Below are 15,553 nucleotides of genomic sequence, written 5' to 3' on the forward strand. Positions count from 1 at the left end.
GTGGGGGCGGTCTCGGTCACGGGCTGTCCTCCGGTGCAGTGGAATCGGTGGCGGTCGGATCGGTGGCGGTCGGGTCGGTGGCGGTCGGGTCGGTGGTGGCCGGTGCGTGCAGCAGCGCCAGCGCGGCCTCCGTGGTGGGAGAGACGCGGCGGCGGGCCCGCAGGGCGGCCGGGACCCGGGGCAGGGCCCCGAGCACGCCGCGGCGCCCCGTGCGCCCGGCGCGCAGGGCGTCCCGCAGCTCCCGGCCCACGGCGCGCCAGGACCGGCGCATCAGCGCGGTCAGCAGGCGGCTGCGCACGAGCTCGGTCCGGCGGCGGTCGCTGGTCTCCCGGTGCGGGGAGGGGTGGTGGTGGGCCCGGATCTCCGGGACGTAGGCCAGCCGCCAGCCGGCGTCGAACAGGTCCAGGGCCACGCGCTCCTCCTCGCCGGGAAAGCGCACGACGTCGTCGAAGCCGCCGACCTCCAGGAACGCCGAGCGGCGCACGATCGCCCCGCAGCCCACGAAGCCGAGCAGCGCGGGGCCCGGGCACCCCGGGGGGATGCCCAGCGGGGAGGCCGCCAGCACGGCGTTGAGCGGGTCGGGACGCTCCTCGGGCCCCACGGCGATCGACCCGGCGAGCAGGCCCAGCCGGGGATGGGCGTCGAACACGGCGGCCGCGCGGGCGAGCGCGCCGGGGGCCCACCAGGAGTCGTCGTCGGCGAAGGCCACGTAGGGGGTGCGGGCCAGGCGCACGCCCACGGTGCGGGCCACCGCCCCGACGTTGCGCGGCAGGGGCACGACCCGCACGTGCGGGTGCGCCGCGCGCACCGCCTCGACGGAGCCGTCCGTGGAGGCGTTGTCGACGACGATCACGGGCCCCTCGTGCCGTCCCAGGTGCTCGACGAGCTCCTCCCGCCGGTTGCGGGTCGCCACGACCACGGTGACGCGGTGCTGGGGGTCCGGGGCGTCCATCGGTTCCTCTCCGCTCGGGCCCGCCGCGCCCGGTCGGCCGGAGCGGCGTCGCGTCCGCGTCGGGCGGGCGCGCCATCCCATCGTAGGGGCACGTCCCGCCCGGTCCCGCGGCACGGCGCGTGACAGAATCGGAAGAACGCTCGGCATCCCGGTTACCACTGCGAAATACGGCGCGTCCATACTGCGGGTACAGACCGCCACGATCCCGAAAGGCGTGTGATCGCCCGACATGCCCGACCTGCCCGACCTGTTCGACCACTACGCCGCCGACATGTCCGGCGCGGCGGCCTACGACGAGATGTTCACCGCGGACCAGCGGGCCCGGCCCGGCTACGAGCGGATCGGCGGCGTGCTGGGCGAGCTGTCCCTCAGCGACGTCAACACCCGGGCCGACTCGATGGCCCGGTCCTTCCTCGACCGCGGCGTGACCTTCGACTTCGCCGGGGAGGAGCGGCCCTTCCCCCTGGACATCGTTCCGCGCGTGCTCACCGCCGGGGAGTGGGACGTCATCGAGCGGGGCGTGAAGCAGCGGGTCCGGGCGCTGGAGTGCTTCCTCGACGACGTCTACGGGGAGCAGCGGGTGGTGGCCGACGGGATCGTGCCGCGGGCGCTGATCACCTCCTCCGCGCACTTCCACCGCGCGGTGTGGGGCTTCCGGCCGCCGGGCGGGGTGCGGATCCACGTGGCCGGCATCGACGTGGTCCGCGACCAGCAGGGCGTGTTCCGGGTGCTCGAGGACAACGTGCGCGTGCCCTCCGGGGTCTCCTACGTGATCGAGAACCGGCGGGCCATGGCCAAGGGCCTGCCCGAGGCGTTCATGTCCCAGCCCATCCGCGCCGTGGAGGCCTATCCCCGGCACCTCTACCGGGCGCTGCGCGCCACCGCCCCCGAGGCGGCCGAGGACCCGGTGGTCGTGGTGCTCACCCCGGGCGTGTTCAACTCCGCCTACTTCGAGCACACCCTGCTGGCCGGGCTGATGGGCGTGGAGCTCGTGGAGGGCCGCGACCTCGTGGTGCGCGGGGACAAGGTCTACATGCGCACCACCGACGGCGAGCAGCGCGTGGACGTGATCTACAAGCGCATCGACGACGACTTCGTGGACCCCTTGCACTTCCGCTCCGACTCCGCGCTGGGCTGCTCCGGGCTGGTCAACGCCGCCCGGGCCGGCAACGTGACCATCGCCAACGCCATCGGCAACGGCGTGGCCGACGACAAGCTGACCTACTCCTACGTGCCCGAGCTGATCCGCTACTACCTCGGCGAGGAACCGGTGCTGCCCAACGTGGACACCTACCGGCTGGAGGAGGACGAGGCCCGCGCCTACGTCCTGGACCACCTGGACGAGCTCGTGGTCAAGCCCGTGGACGGCTCCGGCGGCAAGGGCCTGGTGATCGGCCCCCAGGCCACCGCGGCCGAGCTGGAGGAGCTGCGGGCCAAGGTGCTCGCCGACCCGCGCGGGTGGATCGCCCAGCCCGTGCTGCAGCTGTCCACCGTGCCGACGTTCGCGGACGGGGAGTTCAGCCCCCGCCACGTGGACCTGCGCCCCTTCGCGGTCAACAGCGGCGAGGACGTCTACGTGCTGCCCGGCGGGCTGACCCGCGTGGCGATGCAGAAGGGGTCGTTGATCGTGAACTCCTCCCAGGGCGGCGGCTCGAAGGACACCTGGGTGCTGGGCCAGCCCCAGACCCAGGACCTCGACCCCGGCCAGGCGCCGCCGCCGGACGTGGACTCCTCGGTGCACACCTGGCCGGTGTCCGCGTCCTGGCAGGACGAGGCGGACAGCGACCAGCAGCAGCAGCAGCAGCAGGGGCGGGCCGCCGCCCCCACGACCCGCACCGGAGAGGAGCCCTCATGCTGAGCCGGATCGCCGAGTCCCTGTTCTGGATCGGGCGCTACGTCGAGCGCGCCGACGGCGTCGCCCGGATCCTGGACGTCCACCTCGAGCGCATCACCCAGCTGCCCGTGGGGGAGCAGGAGGCCGAGGTGCGGCGCATCATGGCGGTCATGGGCGTGGAGCCCGCCGACGGGGACTACAGCGTCCGGTCGATGATCCACGAGCTCGCCTGGAACAAGGACTGCCTCACCTCGATCTCCGGCTCCCTGCACGCGGCCCGGGAGAACGCCCGCCGCGCCCGTGAGACCGTCTCCTCGGCCATGTGGGAGTCGCTGAACTCCACCTACTACGGCCTGGGACAGCACCGCCGGGACGTGGTCGGCACCTTCCGCGTCTGCCACTGGACCGTGGAGCGGATGGCCACCGTGCGCGGGCAGGTGCAGATGACCATGTCCCACGACGAGTCGTGGATGTTCCTGTCCCTGGGCGCCGCGATCGAGCGGGCGGACATGACCTCGCGGCTGCTGTGGACCCGCTCCACGTCCACCTCGGGGATGTCCTGGGTGTCGATCCTGCACTGCGCCGGGGCCTACGAGGCGTTCCTGCGCACCCGCTACGGAACGTTCAGCGACGAGTCGGCCACGCAGTTCCTGCTGCTGGACCGGCTCTTCCCGCGCTCCATCCTGCACGCCCTCACCACGGCCGAGGAGATCCTCGTGAACCTGGAGCCGGGCATCCAGCGGGTCGGGTTCAAGGACGACGCCCGGCGGATCATCGGCGAGGCGCGCACGGCCCTGGAGTTCCACCACGCGGAGGACCTCATCGCGGTGCTGCCCGAGCACCTGAACAACGTCCAGGCCGCGTGCGCGAGGGCGTCGGAGTCCGTGGGCGCCAAGTACTTCTCGCACGCCCTCGAGGCGTCCTGGTTCGGAGGCATGCTGTGACCCGGCTCAAGATCGACCACGTCACCCGATACGACTACAACGACAGCGTCTCGAAGTCCTACAACGAGGCCCGGATGACGCCCATCACCGACGACGAGCAGATCGTCCTGGAGGCGGAGCTGACGCTGAGCCCGGGCATCGCCACGCTCAGCAACTACCGGGACTACTGGGGCACCCGGGTGGCCGCCTTCGACATCCAGGGCCGGCACCGCCACCTGGAGATCCGCTCCTCCGCCACCGTCGAGGTCAACCGCCGCCCCGGGGACGAGGCCGCCGACGGGCTCAGCTGGGAGGAGCTGGCCGTGCCCGAGGTGCTGGACGCGGTCTCCGACCACGTCCCGCAGACGGCGCTGACCCGGATCGGGCCCGAGCTGGAGAAGGTCGCCGAGCAGATCCGCGCGCAGTCCCCGGACCCGGCCGCGGCGGCCGCGGCGATCTTCGCCGGGATCGCCTCGCACATGCAGTACGTCCCGGGCGTCACCGGGGTGCACACCGACGCGGAGGCCGCCTGGCGGGAGGCCAAGGGCGTCTGCCAGGACCTCGCGCACGTGGCCATCGGGATGATGCGGCACATCGGGATCCCCGCCCGCTACGTCTCGGGATATCTGCACCCGGACTACCAGGCCGGCATCGGCCGGACCGTGCCGGGGGAGTCCCACGCCTGGATCGAGTGGTGGAACGACCGCTGGTACGCCTACGACCCCACCAACCACACGCGGCTGACGGACTTCCACGTCACGGTCGCCCGCGGCCGCGACTACACCGACGTCACCCCGCTCAAGGGCATGGTCACCGGCGGGGGCGGGACCTCCGGGCTCGACGTCACGGTCGAGGTCACCCAGACCGCCTGAGCACGACGCAGCCGCCCACCCCCGGGAGGGCGGGCGGCTGCGTCGTCGGTGCTACAGCTCGAAGCGGAAGTTCTTCGGGGCCACCGTGAGCCCGGACGGCGTGACCGTCAGACCCCGCGAGCGGTCGAGCTCGCGGTCCACGCCCACCTGCACGCCCGGCGGCACCACGACGTTCTTGTCGAGGATGCACCGCTCGACCACCGCGCCCTCGCCCACCTGGACGTTGGGCAGCAGGACGGACTGGTTAACGGTGGCGTCGTTGTTGACCAGCACCTTGGGGGAGAGCACCGACTCGGAGACCCGGCCGCCGGTGACCAGCACCCCGGCGGAGAGGATCGAGTCGGTGGTCAGTCCGCCCTCCCCGTGCGGGCCGCGCACGAGCTTGGCCGGCGGGGCCTGCAGCTCGTGCGTGTAGATCGGCCACGCGTAGTTGTAGAGGTTGAAGACCGGCAGCGGGCGGATCAGGTCCATGTGCGAGTCGTAGTAGGAGTCCAGGGTGCCCACGTCACGCCAGTACTGGCGGTCCCGGTCCGTGGAGCCGGGCACGTCGTTGTGCGTGAAGTCGTAGACGGCGGCCTCGCCCCGGTCCGCGAACCAGGGCATGATGTCCCCGCCCATGTCGTGCTTGGTGCCCTCCTTGAGCTCGTCCGCCCGCAGCGCCTCGACGAGGGCGTCGGTGTCGAAGACGTAGTTGCCCATCGAGGCCAGGAAGGCGTTGGGGTCGTCCGGCAGGGGAGCGGTGGTCTCCGGCTTCTCCACGAAGCGGGTGATCTTCGTGACGTCCTGCGGGTCGGTCTCGATCACCCCGAAGGAGGTGACCATCTCCATGGGCTGGCGCACGCCGGCCACCGTGGCCCGCGCGCCGGACGTCACGTGGAAGTCGACCATCGCGGAGAAGTCCATCCGGTACACGTGGTCGGCGCCGACGACCACCACGATGTCCGGGCGGGCGTCGTCGACGAGGTTCATCGACTGGAAGATCGCGTTGGCCGAGCCCAGGAACCAGTCCTTGCCGCGGCGCTGCTGCGCGGGCACGGTCGCCACGTAGTTGCCCAGCTGAGTGGACAGCCGCCAGGTCTGGGAGACGTGCTGGTCCAGGGAGTGGGACTTGTACTGGGTGAGCACCACGACCTGCAGGTAGCCCGAGTTCACGATGTTGGACAGGGCGAAGTCGATGAGCCGATAGCTGCCCCCGAAGGGCACCGCGGGCTTGGCGCGGTCCTCGGTCAGCGGCATGAGGCGTTTGCCCTCGCCTCCGGCCAAAACGATGGCGAGTACCTTCTTACGGTGGGGCATGGAGGACCTCTCTGACTTCGACGGCAACGGGCGCAACCTCTCCGCCTCGCGGTGCGGAACCACTCGACAGGCGCCTTCATTGTGTCTTAACACGCCGGACGCCGTGCGATCCCGGACACAGCCGTGCCGATGTGTCACCAGAACTGGGGATCTCGGCCCCGCGCGGCGGCGCGCCCGTGGCAACGCCGCGATCCTGCAGTACGCTCGGGACCGTGCGAGTCGATATCTTGTCCAAGGAGTTCCCGCCCGAGATCTACGGCGGCGCCGGAGTCCACGTGTCCGAGCTCTCGCGGGTCCTGGCCCCGCTGGTCGACCTGAGGGTGCGGTGCTTCGGCGCGCCGCGCGAGCCGCGGGTCAACGGCGTGGAGGTCCAGGCCTATCCGGTGCCCGCGGACCTGAGCGGCGCCAACGCCGCGATCCAGACCCTCGGCGTGGACCTCGCCATGATCGACGACATCGCCGGCGCGGACCTGGTCCACTCGCACACCTGGTACGCCAACATGGGCGGGCACCTGGCGTCGCTGATGTACGGGATCCCGCACGTGCTCTCCGCGCACTCGCTCGAGCCCCTCCGCCCGTGGAAGGCCGAGCAGCTCGGGGGCGGCTACGCGGTGTCCTCGTTCGTGGAGAAGACCGCCTACGAGGCCGCCGCCGCGATCATCGCCGTCTCCGACGGCATGCGCGACGACATCCTGCGCTCCTACCCCGAGGTCGACCCCGATCGCGTGCGGACCGTGCACAACGGCATCGACGTCAGCCAGTGGGTCCCCGACGAGGGCACCGACGTCCTCGAGTCCTACGGCATCGACCCCGCCAAGCCCTCGGTGGCCTTCGTGGGCCGGGTGACCCGGCAGAAGGGCGTGCCCTTCCTGCTGCGCGCCGCCGCCCAGCTGCCCGACGACGTCCAGCTCGTGCTGTGCGCCGGCGCGGCGGACACCCCGGAGCTCGGGGCCGAGGTCAACGCGCTGATCGACGAGCTCAAGGCCACCCGCTCCGGCGTGGTGCTCATCGAGAAGATGCTGCCGCGCCGGGAGATCGTCCAGATCCTCTCCGGCGCCACGGCCTTCGCCTGCCCCTCGGTCTACGAGCCGCTGGGCATCGTCAACCTCGAGGCCATGGCCTGCGGCACCGCCGTGGTCGCCTCGGCCACGGGCGGCATCCCCGAGGTCGTCGTCGAGGGCGAGACCGGCCGGCTGGTGCCGCTCGAGCAGGTCCAGGACGGCACCGGCACGCCCCTGGACCCGGAGAAGTTCGTGGCCGACTTCGCCGCCGCCCTCACCGACGTGGTCACCGACCCGGCGCGGGCCCGCGAGATGGGCGCGGCCGGCCGCCGCCGCGCCGAGCAGCACTTCTCCTGGGAGTCCATCGCCGAGCGGACCGTGGAGGTCTACCGCTCCGTGCTGTGAGCCGCTCGGGCGGCTTCGGCGCCGCCGGCCCCGATGTGAACTGCGGGCCGGCATGTGGTAAATTATTTCCTGTTGCGTTCAGGAAAGAACGGCCGGAAACGGTGTGACGTTCCTCCTGGATCCACTCGCGCGGGTGGCGGAATAGGCAGACGCGCTAGCTTGAGGTGCTAGTCCTCGTATTAGAGGGTGGGGGTTCAAGTCCCCCCTCGCGCACAGGAACCGGCCGGACCAGGCCGGAGACGGAAGCCCCGTCGTCGACAGGAAGAGAACTCCTGCCGACGGCGGGGCTTTTGTCGTCGCCGTGGCCGGCCTCGGACGGCGTGCACAGAAGCTCGGACCACTGACCGGGGCTGCGCTGCGGCGCGCCCCCGGGCGGGGACGCGCCGCAGCGGTTCTCAGGGAGCCGCCCGTGTCTCCACGGCCACGATCTCCCCGTCCGTCGGGTCCGGTTCCGGCTCGGCGCGACCGGTGAGCCCGGTGATCGCCTCGGAGGCGGCGGTCACCGTGGTCCGGGCCGTGTGCGAGGTCGCGGACGGGGAGATGATCGCCACGCCGGCCACCAGGATGACGGCGCCCACGGCCACGAAGCGTCGGCGTCGGCGGCCGGCGATGATCAGCAGCCCGGCGGCGGCCAGGATGGATCCGGTGGCGGCCAGCAGGGCGGGCAGGGCGGGCTCGAAGAGCGGCAGGATCATCGGGTGCCGCCTGCTGGGTGGAGGCGCGAGCAGGAGGAATCGGGCATGGGGTACCTCCGGGGAAGGAGAGGCCGATGGGGAAGGGGGCGGTGAGCGCGGGACCGCGGTGCCCACCGGCACCATTATCGGCGGCCGGGAGGCGGAAACGGGCGCGGCGCGCCCCGGTCCGGACTCCGCCGCGACGGACGACGTGGCGGGCCCTGCAGCCGGGGCTCGACCCGCGGGTGCGGACGGAGCGGGGAGTCCTGCCAGGTGCTCGGCCGGCCGTCAGCGGCAGTACCGCTGCTCCAGTTCCCGGTCCAGGCCCCGGGCCCGGGCCCGCTGCGCCAGGACGTGGATCACCGGCCCGGCCACCCGGGAGATCCCGGGCAGGCGCATGTCGGTGAGCTCTGTGATCCACGCCGTCACCAGCGGGTCGCGCGGGACCCCCTTGGCGGAGGACCGCCCGTCGCCGGCCAACCCGTAGAGGATCGGCAACCCCTTCTCGAACCCCTCGCTGGCCGGAGTGATCTCCGCCAGGGCCCGCACCGTGGACGAGCCCTGATTCACCCACCGGTGCACGGTGTTCACCGGCACCGTGGCCTCCTCCCCGGGCAGCACGACATGGGGTTGTCTGGCGACCTCGACGGTCAGGGCGCCCTCGAGGACCTCGAAGTGCTCCGAGGAGTGCAGATGGTAGTGCCGGGGCACACCGGCCCCGGGCCCGGCCACGAGGTGGACGAGGGTGTACTCCCCACCGGTCTCGGCGCTGGTGCGCAGGAAGGTGACCGCGTCGTCCTGGAACGTGCTCCGGTGGGTGGTGCGCGTGGCGAGCAGCTCGTCGATCTCCGTGTCGGTCGGGCGCATCGGAAGTCCCCGTTCGTGAGTCCCGTTCCTCTTCCACGCTACGCTCGCCGGTGGCGGCGCCGGCCACGTGACGACCGTGGAACCCGGGACGGCCCCAGCGGGGCGGCGCCGCGTTCGTCGGGCGCGACGGGCCACCGGCTCCAGCCGGGGAGCCGTCGCGAAGGGAACCGGTCAGTGAGCGCCGCGAGCGCGGAGGCCGCGGCTGCGCACCCAGGAGCCGACGACCACGCCCGCCAGCGCCCACAGTGCGCCGGCGCCCACCCCGGCGAGCACGATCCAGAACGGCACGCGGAGCTCCTCGGCAAGGGGAGTCTGGTGGCGAGCCGGAGCGGTCACGTTCTTCCTCATGTGCGTCATGCGGGCATGATGGCACGCGCCGCGAAGGTGTTCCAGACGCGACCGGTCTATGACCGGGGCCGTCGTGGCTGCGGCCCGACCCGGGCGCGCGGCGCCCCGGACCCGGAGCCGGGAGGACGACCCCGACGATGTCGACCGCGGCCGCGGCCGGCGTCTCCCGCTCCACCCGAGCAGCGGCCGGGTGACCGGTGAAGCCCCGCCCTCCCGGTCCCGGTCGGGCCGCGGAGCAGCGGGGCTTCGTGCTGGTGAGGCCGTGCTCAGCCCTCGCAGGCCACCCCGTCGCCGTCGCGGTCCAGCTTGGGGGCGTAGCCCGGGGAACCGACATGGAGCGGGGCCGCACCGGCGGCCCGGGCCTCCGTGCAGTTGGCGAACCCGACGGCCGGTGCTGCCGGGACCGGCTCGGCTTCCGGGGCAGGGGCGACCGGCGCCGGAGCCACCGGGGCCGGTTCCGGGGCGACCGGCTCGGGCGCTGCGGGAACGGGCTCGGGCTCCGGGGCCTCCTGCACCGGGGCCGGCTCGGGGGCTTCCTCGACCGGGGCCGGGGCCGTGGCGGCGATGTCGGCGAGGACCGCGCCGGTGGGGAGCTCCTGGCCCGCGCAGTCGGCGAGCACCTCGGACATCGCGGTCTTCTCCGGGGCGGTGACCCACAGGTCGTACTTGGCCTTCACCGCGATCTGGATGGCGACGAACTCGCACCGGAAGTCCACGTTCGGCGGCAGCCACGCATCGGCGGCCTTGTCCGACTTCGCCTGGTTGGTCGGCCCGTCCACCGCCAGCAGGTTCAGCGGGTCGTTGGCCAGCTCCACGCGCTGGTCCTGGGTGAGCCGGCGGGCCCCGGTGACCCAGGCGTTGCCGAGTGAGACCACGTGGTCGATCTGCACGTCGGAGGATGTGGCCGGGCCGCGCACGAAGTCGATGGTGGTGGCGGTGTAGGGGTCCGGGTCCAGGACCCCGGAGTCGACCCGGCACCCGTCGGCGGAGACGACGTCGCGGAGGTCGCGGTTGAGGATCTCCTGGCGGGTGTCCTCGCAGTCGCCGTCGGCGTCGATCCACCCGCCGAACAGTCCCTCACGGTCGTAGTCGGACATGGTGCCGCGGGCGGCGACCTTGAGTCCGTTCAGCGCGCTCAGCGCCTCGGAGGAGGCAGCCGCCGGCGCGGCCGTCGCCGTCGGCGCGGCCGTGGCGGAGGCGGTCTCGGCGGGGGTGCTGGGGGCCGCGGGCGTGGTGGTCGCGCTCGCGGTGGCGTCGGAGTCGGCACCGGGGTCGGCCACGGACGTGGAGCACCCGGTGAGCAGGGCCAGGGCCATGGCCGCCGAGGTCCAGGCCGCGGCGGTGCGGCCGCGGGCGCGGCCGGGCGAGGGGAGGGGGAGGGTCATGTCGCTCCTGGGGGAGGGCGCCGGGGGCCCGGGGATCTGGGGGTGGGCGGCGCGGGGGATCGAGACGTCCTCCATCCTCCTACCGGCTGGTCACCAAAGCGAACGCGCGCCCGATGTGACGCCCCCGCCCGTCATCCGACACGCGTGACCTGACGCCGGGCGACCTCCGGCTCCAGCGGCCGTCGGGTGCGCGCGGGACAGCGGCACCTGCCCGTCCCGCACCCAGGAGGTCGCCGCATTCACTCCGGCGACCGTCGTAGCAGGATGCGCGCACGGACCGGTGGGCCCACCTCTGGGCGGACGTCGGGGAACGGACGGTCAGCCCCAGGTGCCCAACAGCGCCGCGACCACCGCGACGACCGCCGCGGTGACGGCCAGGGTCGCCGCGGCGGCGCGGTAGCGACCGCGGACCAGCATCCGGGCCATGAACGCCGGCAGCACCAGTCCGGCGGCGGCTCCGGCCACCAGTGCGGCGGTGTAGACCCCGTCCGACGACTCGTCCGGCGGGCCGCCGAACCCCCCGAGGTGCAGGTACAGGGCCAGCAGCGCCCCGGTCGTGGCGATCAGCCCGGACAGCGCGAGCACCGGGACACCCACGACCAGGAGCGCCGTGCGCGCAGGTGTGGTGTCGGCGGGGGAGCCGGTGGCGCTCATGGCGTCCATGATGCCTCGGACGGCCCGGCAGAAGCCCCTGGCCGCAGCCGGCGCCCGTCCTGGCAGTAGCATCGTGGAAGGTTGCCCACGAGATCCTGGAGACGAGGAGTGGTGATGGACCGGTCCCACCCGGAGTGCTGGTTGACGGACATGGACGGGGTCCTCGTCCACGAGGACAAGGCCCTTCCCGGCGCTGCGGACTTCCTGCAGAGACTCGTCGACCGGGAGCGCCGTTTCCTGGTGCTCACCAACAACTCCATCTACACTCCCCGCGACCTCGCCGCCCGGCTGGCGAAGAGCGGCCTGACCGTCCCCGAGGAGTCGATCTGGACCTCGGCGCTGGCCACCGCGGGGTTCCTCGCCGACCAGGTCCCTCGCGGGTCGGCGTACGTGGTCGGTGAGGCGGGTCTGACCACCGCGCTGTACGAAGTCGGCTACACCCTCACCGATGTCAGCCCCGACTACGTGGTCCTGGGAGAGACCCGGACCTACTCGTTCGAGTCCATCACCAAGGCGATCCGGCTGATCGAGTCGGGGTCACGCTTCATTGCGACCAACCCGGACTCCACCGGGCCCTCGGCGGAGGGTCCGCTGCCGGCGACCGGGGCGGTCGCTGCCCTGATCACCCGGGCCACCGGGGCCGTCCCGTACTTCGTGGGCAAGCCCAACCCGATGATGTTCCGCAGCGCGATGAACCGGATCGAGGCCCACTCCGAGACCACGGTGATGATCGGTGACCGGATGGACACCGACGTCGTCGCGGGCATCGAGGCCGGGCTGGAGACGATCCTGGTGCTGAGCGGCTCCACCCAGGCGGCGGACATCACCACGTATCCGTACCGCCCCGGACGGGTGCTGGACTCGATCGCCGACGTCATCGAGCTCGTCTGACACAGCTCGCCGCCGCGGCGGGGTCGAGCGTTCGACGCCGCCCCATCCCGACTCCTCGTGTCCTGCGCCGGGACTCAGCGCGCGGTGCGGTGGCCCCAGTTCAGCGCCCGGGACAGGTGCTCGGGGCTGAACCCGGGGTGGGCCAGCTGCAGCTCCACCCGGTCGTCGTGGGCGTCCCGGGCGCCGTAGGCCAGATCCACCGCGTGGGCGAGCAGCTCCTCGGTGCGCAGGATCGCGTCCTCGATCGCCGCCTCGTCGTGGAGATCACTGAGGGCCGCGCGGATGTCGACCGGTTCCCTCCCCGGGCGGACCGGGCGGGCGTGGCGGTGGTTGTAGAGCACCAGGATGAAGACCCCGTTGAGCAGGTCCTCGTCGCGTGCCCGGGCCATCACCTCGGGCTCGGGGTCGCTGGTGGGACCCGGCTCCGGCGGCGGCACGGCGGCCCGGCGCCGGGCGGGCACCGGAAGTCCCGCCACACGGTCCTGATCGTCCGTCTCGTCCTCGCGCTGCGCGCCGCCGGCCCGGGCTCGACCGTCCCGGGGGCCGCTCCCGTCCTCGTGCGGGCGGGGGCGCGTCCTCCCGAGCAGCCAGCCCACGCCGGCGCCGCAACCCGTGCAGGCCGCGATCCAGAACAGCTGACGGGTGAGCGCGGCGACGACCACCCCGACGGCCAGCCCGCAGAACAAGCCCGTCTGCAGCGGATCCAGGCGTCGGCTGGGCGGGGTGCTGGTCATGGATCCATTCTCGGCCGCCGGCGCCGTCAGGTCACCACGCACCCGGGCCCGGAGCAGCTCCAGCGCGACCCCGACGAGGACGCCGAGGTCGATGGCGTGCCCGTTCCGGGTGAACAGCGCCAGCACCGCTCCGGCGGCCGCGCCGAACGCCGCGCCGCGCACGATGTGCCGCCCGGCGAGCACCCCGGGAAGGTCCATGGCGGGTCAGGCTCCCCGAGGAGTTCCCGGCACCGGTGGGGGTGGCAGCCGGCTCAGGCGGACCAGGGTGAGGACCGCCGGGATCGCCAGGCCCCCGAGCAGCAGGAGACCGAACAGTCCGAGGAACCACGCCATGAGCAGCAGCGGGGCCGCGGCGAGCAGCGACAGGACGGCGAGCACGGTCGCCGCGGTGCGGCGCCGAGGTGGGATCGGTTCCCGGCGCAGCACGGGGGCCTCGACGACGAGCTGGGCGATGATCAGCGCGGGCAGGCCCAGCAGCGGCAGGGCGAGGATGAGCGCCTCGAGGGCGACGATGCTGTCGTCGGGCACAGCGGCTCCTACCGGGTGGGCTCAGTCGCCGTCGGCGCCCGGGTCGCGGTCCTCCCCGCGGGGACGGGGCGGGACGTCGCGCTGTCGACGGCGGGTGCGCAGGAGGATCGTGACGACCAGGCCGATCACGCCCAGGCTCACCAGGGCGAACAGCACGATGCTGGCCGGTGAGCCGGGCTCGACGAGGCCGGCGGCGGCGGGGACGACGATGCTCATGCTCCGAATGTACTGCGGCGCCGCCGCCGAGCCACCACGATCAGCGTGCGCCGGGGACCGTGGCGTCGACCTCCAGCGGCCGGACGACGTGGCCGGGGCGGGCGACCAGGGCACGGCCGAGCACCAGGGCGTTCGTCAGCCCGTGGGTCAGCCGGTGTCGCAGCGGCACGAAGCCGAACGCCCCGTAGAAGGCCAACAGCTCGTCGAAGCCCTCCCGCGGATCGGCGGGCACCGGCCGCAGCACCACCCAGGTGTTGCCGGCCGCACGTGCGGCGTCCAGGAACTGCTCCAGCAGCGCCGCCCCGACGCCGTGGCCCCGGTGCGAACGGGCCACGACGAGGGTGTCGAGGTAGCTGCACCGCCACTCCAGCGGCGGCTCCGGCTCCACGACGAAGCTCTGCCAGGTCGCCGAGGCGTGGTTGCCGTGGCACAGCCCGACGACGTCCCCGTGCGTCACCGCGACCGTGGTGGTGTCCAGCCACGCCGTGAACTGCGCGCGGGACAGCTCCCGGCCCCGGGCGACCTGCCGGTAGAGCTCGGCGGTGGCGGGGCGGATGTCGATGCCGGGGGAGGACATGGGGCGATCGTAACGGCACCGGCCGTAGACCTGTAGGGGGCGTCGAGTCCTGCGGGCGGCCCGGCTGGGTCGTCAGTCCTCGACGAGGATGCCCAGGTGGGCGGCCAGCGCAGGGGCCAGCTGCTGCAGCTGCAGGTGGTTGAGCGCCGCGCCCTGCAGATGGGCCAGGCCGGTGATGTCAGGCAGGTCGAGCGCGCGCAGGTCGACGTCGACCAGTGTGGCGCCGGAGACGTCCAGGACCGCCAGCTCGGAGCCCGGGAACGCCAGCCGCTCAGCGCGTGCGCCGGTCAGATCCAGCTCGCCGAGGACGCAGTCCTCGAACACCACGTCCCGCACCGTGGCGCCGCGCAGGCTCACGTAGCCGAGCTTGCACCCGGTGATCCGCACGGTGTCCCAGGTGCCCTCGATGCACTGCAGCACCCCCAGCCGGGAGTCCTCGAGCACGACGGTGCGCAGCGTGGCGTAGGCGGCCGAGACCGTGGGGATGTCCAGGCGCGTGAGCTGTGAGTCGGTGATCCGGCCGTCGGTGAGCTCCAGCTCGTGGATGTTGAGCCGCGTGAAAGAGCAGTCGGTGAATCCGACGTCGGACAGGTCCGTCCCCGTGAGGTCGTCCTCGGCGAAAGCCAGCGCCTCGTAGGTGCCGTGGGCGAGGACCTCGACCCCGTCGGCGGCGGAGAGCTCGGGGAGCCGGGGCGAGCGCAGTCTCGGGGGAGCAGGAGTGTTCCGTCGGGCCATGCCGTTCACCGTAGTGCCTGCCGCGGCCGGTGGGGGACGTGAGCGGTCAGGCCGCGGGACACCCGGCGCCGCTCGAGGGCGGCGGCGAGTCGGCGTCAGCCGGCGGGGAGGTCGGCGTGCGCGGCCGTCAGGGAGCGCTCGCTGCGGCAACCCGGAGCGCCGGGACGCGGACGGGGTGCCGCGAGGAGGGAGCTGCGGCGCCGCAGCGGACGTGCGGGCCGGTCGTCGTGCCGGCGGGCCGTGACGAGCTACTCCGGCCGGGTCGGCGCGGTCCGCGGGCGGTGTGCGTCAGGGCTGGCTGATCCAGGCCAGTGCCGCGGTGCGCTCGTCGAGGTGGAACCGGCGCGTGGGGACGTGGAGGAGCTCGGTGGTCCACTCGGAGACCTTCGCCTCCCAGTCGACGTCGGTGACCACCGCCAGACGCTCGAGCTTCTTGATGTATCCGGCCGACTTCAGGTCCAGCCACAGCGCCCTCGGGGAGATGTCGGCGAAGTCGATGTCGCCCCGGACCGCGACCATTCGCACGCTGTCGTGCTCGCGGATGACCTCGTCGAGGACCTCGCGCATGTGCTGCATGTCCGCGGCGGTGATCCCGCCGTGGGCGTTGATCGTGACGATGTTGGTGCCGGACTGCACCGTGGTCTCCAGCATGGCCGGCTCT

At 73.0% G+C, this 15,553-nt stretch carries 18 protein-coding genes and 1 tRNA gene; 6 read left to right on the top strand and 13 right to left on the bottom strand.

Features of this window, described 5'->3' with window-relative positions; translation table 11 throughout:
* Positions 1 to 16: 16 nt before the first annotated feature.
* On the bottom strand, positions 17 to 952 hold the full coding sequence (locus tag AYX06_RS01465; protein WP_084271384.1) for a glycosyltransferase family 2 protein: 936 nt from the start codon (positions 950 to 952) through the stop codon (positions 17 to 19).
* Between the two features lie 238 nt (positions 953 to 1,190).
* Between AYX06_RS01465 and AYX06_RS01470 the strand changes: the two genes are divergently transcribed.
* From AYX06_RS01470 to AYX06_RS01480, 3 genes are read left to right on the top strand one after another with little or no spacing between them, the layout of a single operon-like run.
* Entirely contained in the window at positions 1,191 to 2,810 is a 1,620-nt protein-coding gene (locus tag AYX06_RS01470) for a circularly permuted type 2 ATP-grasp protein (protein WP_062736816.1), read from the top strand.
* On the top strand, positions 2,804 to 3,730 hold the full coding sequence (locus AYX06_RS01475; RefSeq protein ID WP_062733744.1) for an alpha-E domain-containing protein: 927 nt from the start codon (positions 2,804 to 2,806) through the stop codon (positions 3,728 to 3,730). The genes AYX06_RS01470 and AYX06_RS01475 overlap by 7 nt, the downstream gene beginning before the upstream one ends.
* A complete protein-coding gene (locus AYX06_RS01480) occupies positions 3,727 to 4,581 on the top strand; it encodes a transglutaminase family protein (RefSeq protein WP_062733746.1) in 855 nt (284 codons plus the stop codon). The genes AYX06_RS01475 and AYX06_RS01480 overlap by 4 nt, the downstream gene beginning before the upstream one ends.
* 51 nt (positions 4,582 to 4,632) lie before the next feature.
* Here the strand turns inward: AYX06_RS01480 and glgC are convergent, their stop codons facing one another.
* Positions 4,633 to 5,877, bottom strand: a complete 1,245-nt coding sequence (glgC, locus tag AYX06_RS01485; RefSeq protein ID WP_062733749.1) for a glucose-1-phosphate adenylyltransferase — start codon at positions 5,875 to 5,877, stop codon at positions 4,633 to 4,635.
* 212 nt (positions 5,878 to 6,089) lie between these two features.
* Between glgC and glgA the strand changes: the two genes are divergently transcribed.
* Complete coding sequence (gene glgA, locus AYX06_RS01490) at positions 6,090 to 7,283, top strand: glycogen synthase (protein ID WP_062733751.1); 1,194 nt, start codon at positions 6,090 to 6,092, stop codon at positions 7,281 to 7,283.
* 127 nt (positions 7,284 to 7,410) lie between these two features.
* Positions 7,411 to 7,496 (top strand) — tRNA-Leu (locus AYX06_RS01495).
* Between the two features lie 182 nt (positions 7,497 to 7,678).
* On the opposite strand, the gene AYX06_RS19625 is transcribed toward AYX06_RS01495, so the two are convergent.
* The 5 genes from AYX06_RS19625 to AYX06_RS01520 form a co-directional block, all read right to left on the bottom strand.
* Positions 7,679 to 7,978, bottom strand: coding sequence for a hypothetical protein (locus AYX06_RS19625; protein ID WP_062733753.1), 300 nt, complete (start codon positions 7,976 to 7,978; stop codon positions 7,679 to 7,681).
* 267 nt (positions 7,979 to 8,245) lie between these two features.
* The gene (locus AYX06_RS01505) at positions 8,246 to 8,824 is read right to left on the bottom strand and encodes a cupin domain-containing protein (protein ID WP_062733754.1); all 579 of its coding nucleotides are present in this window, start codon (positions 8,822 to 8,824) and stop codon (positions 8,246 to 8,248) included.
* Positions 8,825 to 8,995: 171 nt separating this feature from the next.
* Positions 8,996 to 9,181, bottom strand: coding sequence for a hypothetical protein (locus AYX06_RS19630; RefSeq protein WP_147017581.1), 186 nt, complete (start codon positions 9,179 to 9,181; stop codon positions 8,996 to 8,998).
* A 257-nt stretch (positions 9,182 to 9,438) separates the two neighbouring features.
* Positions 9,439 to 10,557 (bottom strand): excalibur calcium-binding domain-containing protein, encoded by a 1,119-nt coding sequence (locus AYX06_RS20695; RefSeq protein WP_062733756.1) that lies wholly within the window; start codon positions 10,555 to 10,557, stop codon positions 9,439 to 9,441.
* 318 nt (positions 10,558 to 10,875) lie between these two features.
* Complete coding sequence (locus AYX06_RS01520; protein ID WP_062733760.1) at positions 10,876 to 11,211, bottom strand: hypothetical protein; 336 nt, start codon at positions 11,209 to 11,211, stop codon at positions 10,876 to 10,878.
* Between the two features lie 114 nt (positions 11,212 to 11,325).
* Here AYX06_RS01520 and AYX06_RS01525 point away from each other — a divergent pair, with 114 nt between their 5' ends.
* Positions 11,326 to 12,102 (top strand): HAD-IIA family hydrolase, encoded by a 777-nt coding sequence (locus AYX06_RS01525; protein WP_062733762.1) that lies wholly within the window; start codon positions 11,326 to 11,328, stop codon positions 12,100 to 12,102.
* A 74-nt stretch (positions 12,103 to 12,176) separates the two neighbouring features.
* On the opposite strand, the gene AYX06_RS01530 is transcribed toward AYX06_RS01525, so the two are convergent.
* From AYX06_RS01530 to AYX06_RS01555, 6 genes are all read right to left on the bottom strand, one after another.
* The gene (locus tag AYX06_RS01530) at positions 12,177 to 13,034 is read right to left on the bottom strand and encodes a hypothetical protein (RefSeq protein ID WP_062733764.1); all 858 of its coding nucleotides are present in this window, start codon (positions 13,032 to 13,034) and stop codon (positions 12,177 to 12,179) included.
* Between the two features lie 6 nt (positions 13,035 to 13,040).
* Positions 13,041 to 13,364, bottom strand: coding sequence for a hypothetical protein (locus AYX06_RS01535; RefSeq protein ID WP_062733766.1), 324 nt, complete (start codon positions 13,362 to 13,364; stop codon positions 13,041 to 13,043).
* Positions 13,365 to 13,385: 21 nt separating this feature from the next.
* A complete protein-coding gene (locus AYX06_RS01540) occupies positions 13,386 to 13,580 on the bottom strand; it encodes a hypothetical protein (protein ID WP_062733778.1) in 195 nt (64 codons plus the stop codon).
* Between the two features lie 40 nt (positions 13,581 to 13,620).
* Entirely contained in the window at positions 13,621 to 14,157 is a 537-nt protein-coding gene (locus tag AYX06_RS01545; protein ID WP_062733781.1) for a GNAT family N-acetyltransferase, read from the bottom strand.
* A 72-nt stretch (positions 14,158 to 14,229) separates the two neighbouring features.
* A complete protein-coding gene (locus AYX06_RS01550) occupies positions 14,230 to 14,892 on the bottom strand; it encodes a pentapeptide repeat-containing protein (RefSeq protein ID WP_062733783.1) in 663 nt (220 codons plus the stop codon).
* Between the two features lie 288 nt (positions 14,893 to 15,180).
* Entirely contained in the window at positions 15,181 to 15,543 is a 363-nt protein-coding gene (locus AYX06_RS01555) for a SpoIIAA family protein (protein WP_062733786.1), read from the bottom strand.
* Positions 15,544 to 15,553 lie beyond the last annotated feature (10 nt).

The sequence above is a fragment of the Kocuria turfanensis genome, from assembly GCF_001580365.1.
Classification (GTDB): Bacteria; Actinomycetota; Actinomycetes; order Actinomycetales; family Micrococcaceae; genus Kocuria; species Kocuria turfanensis.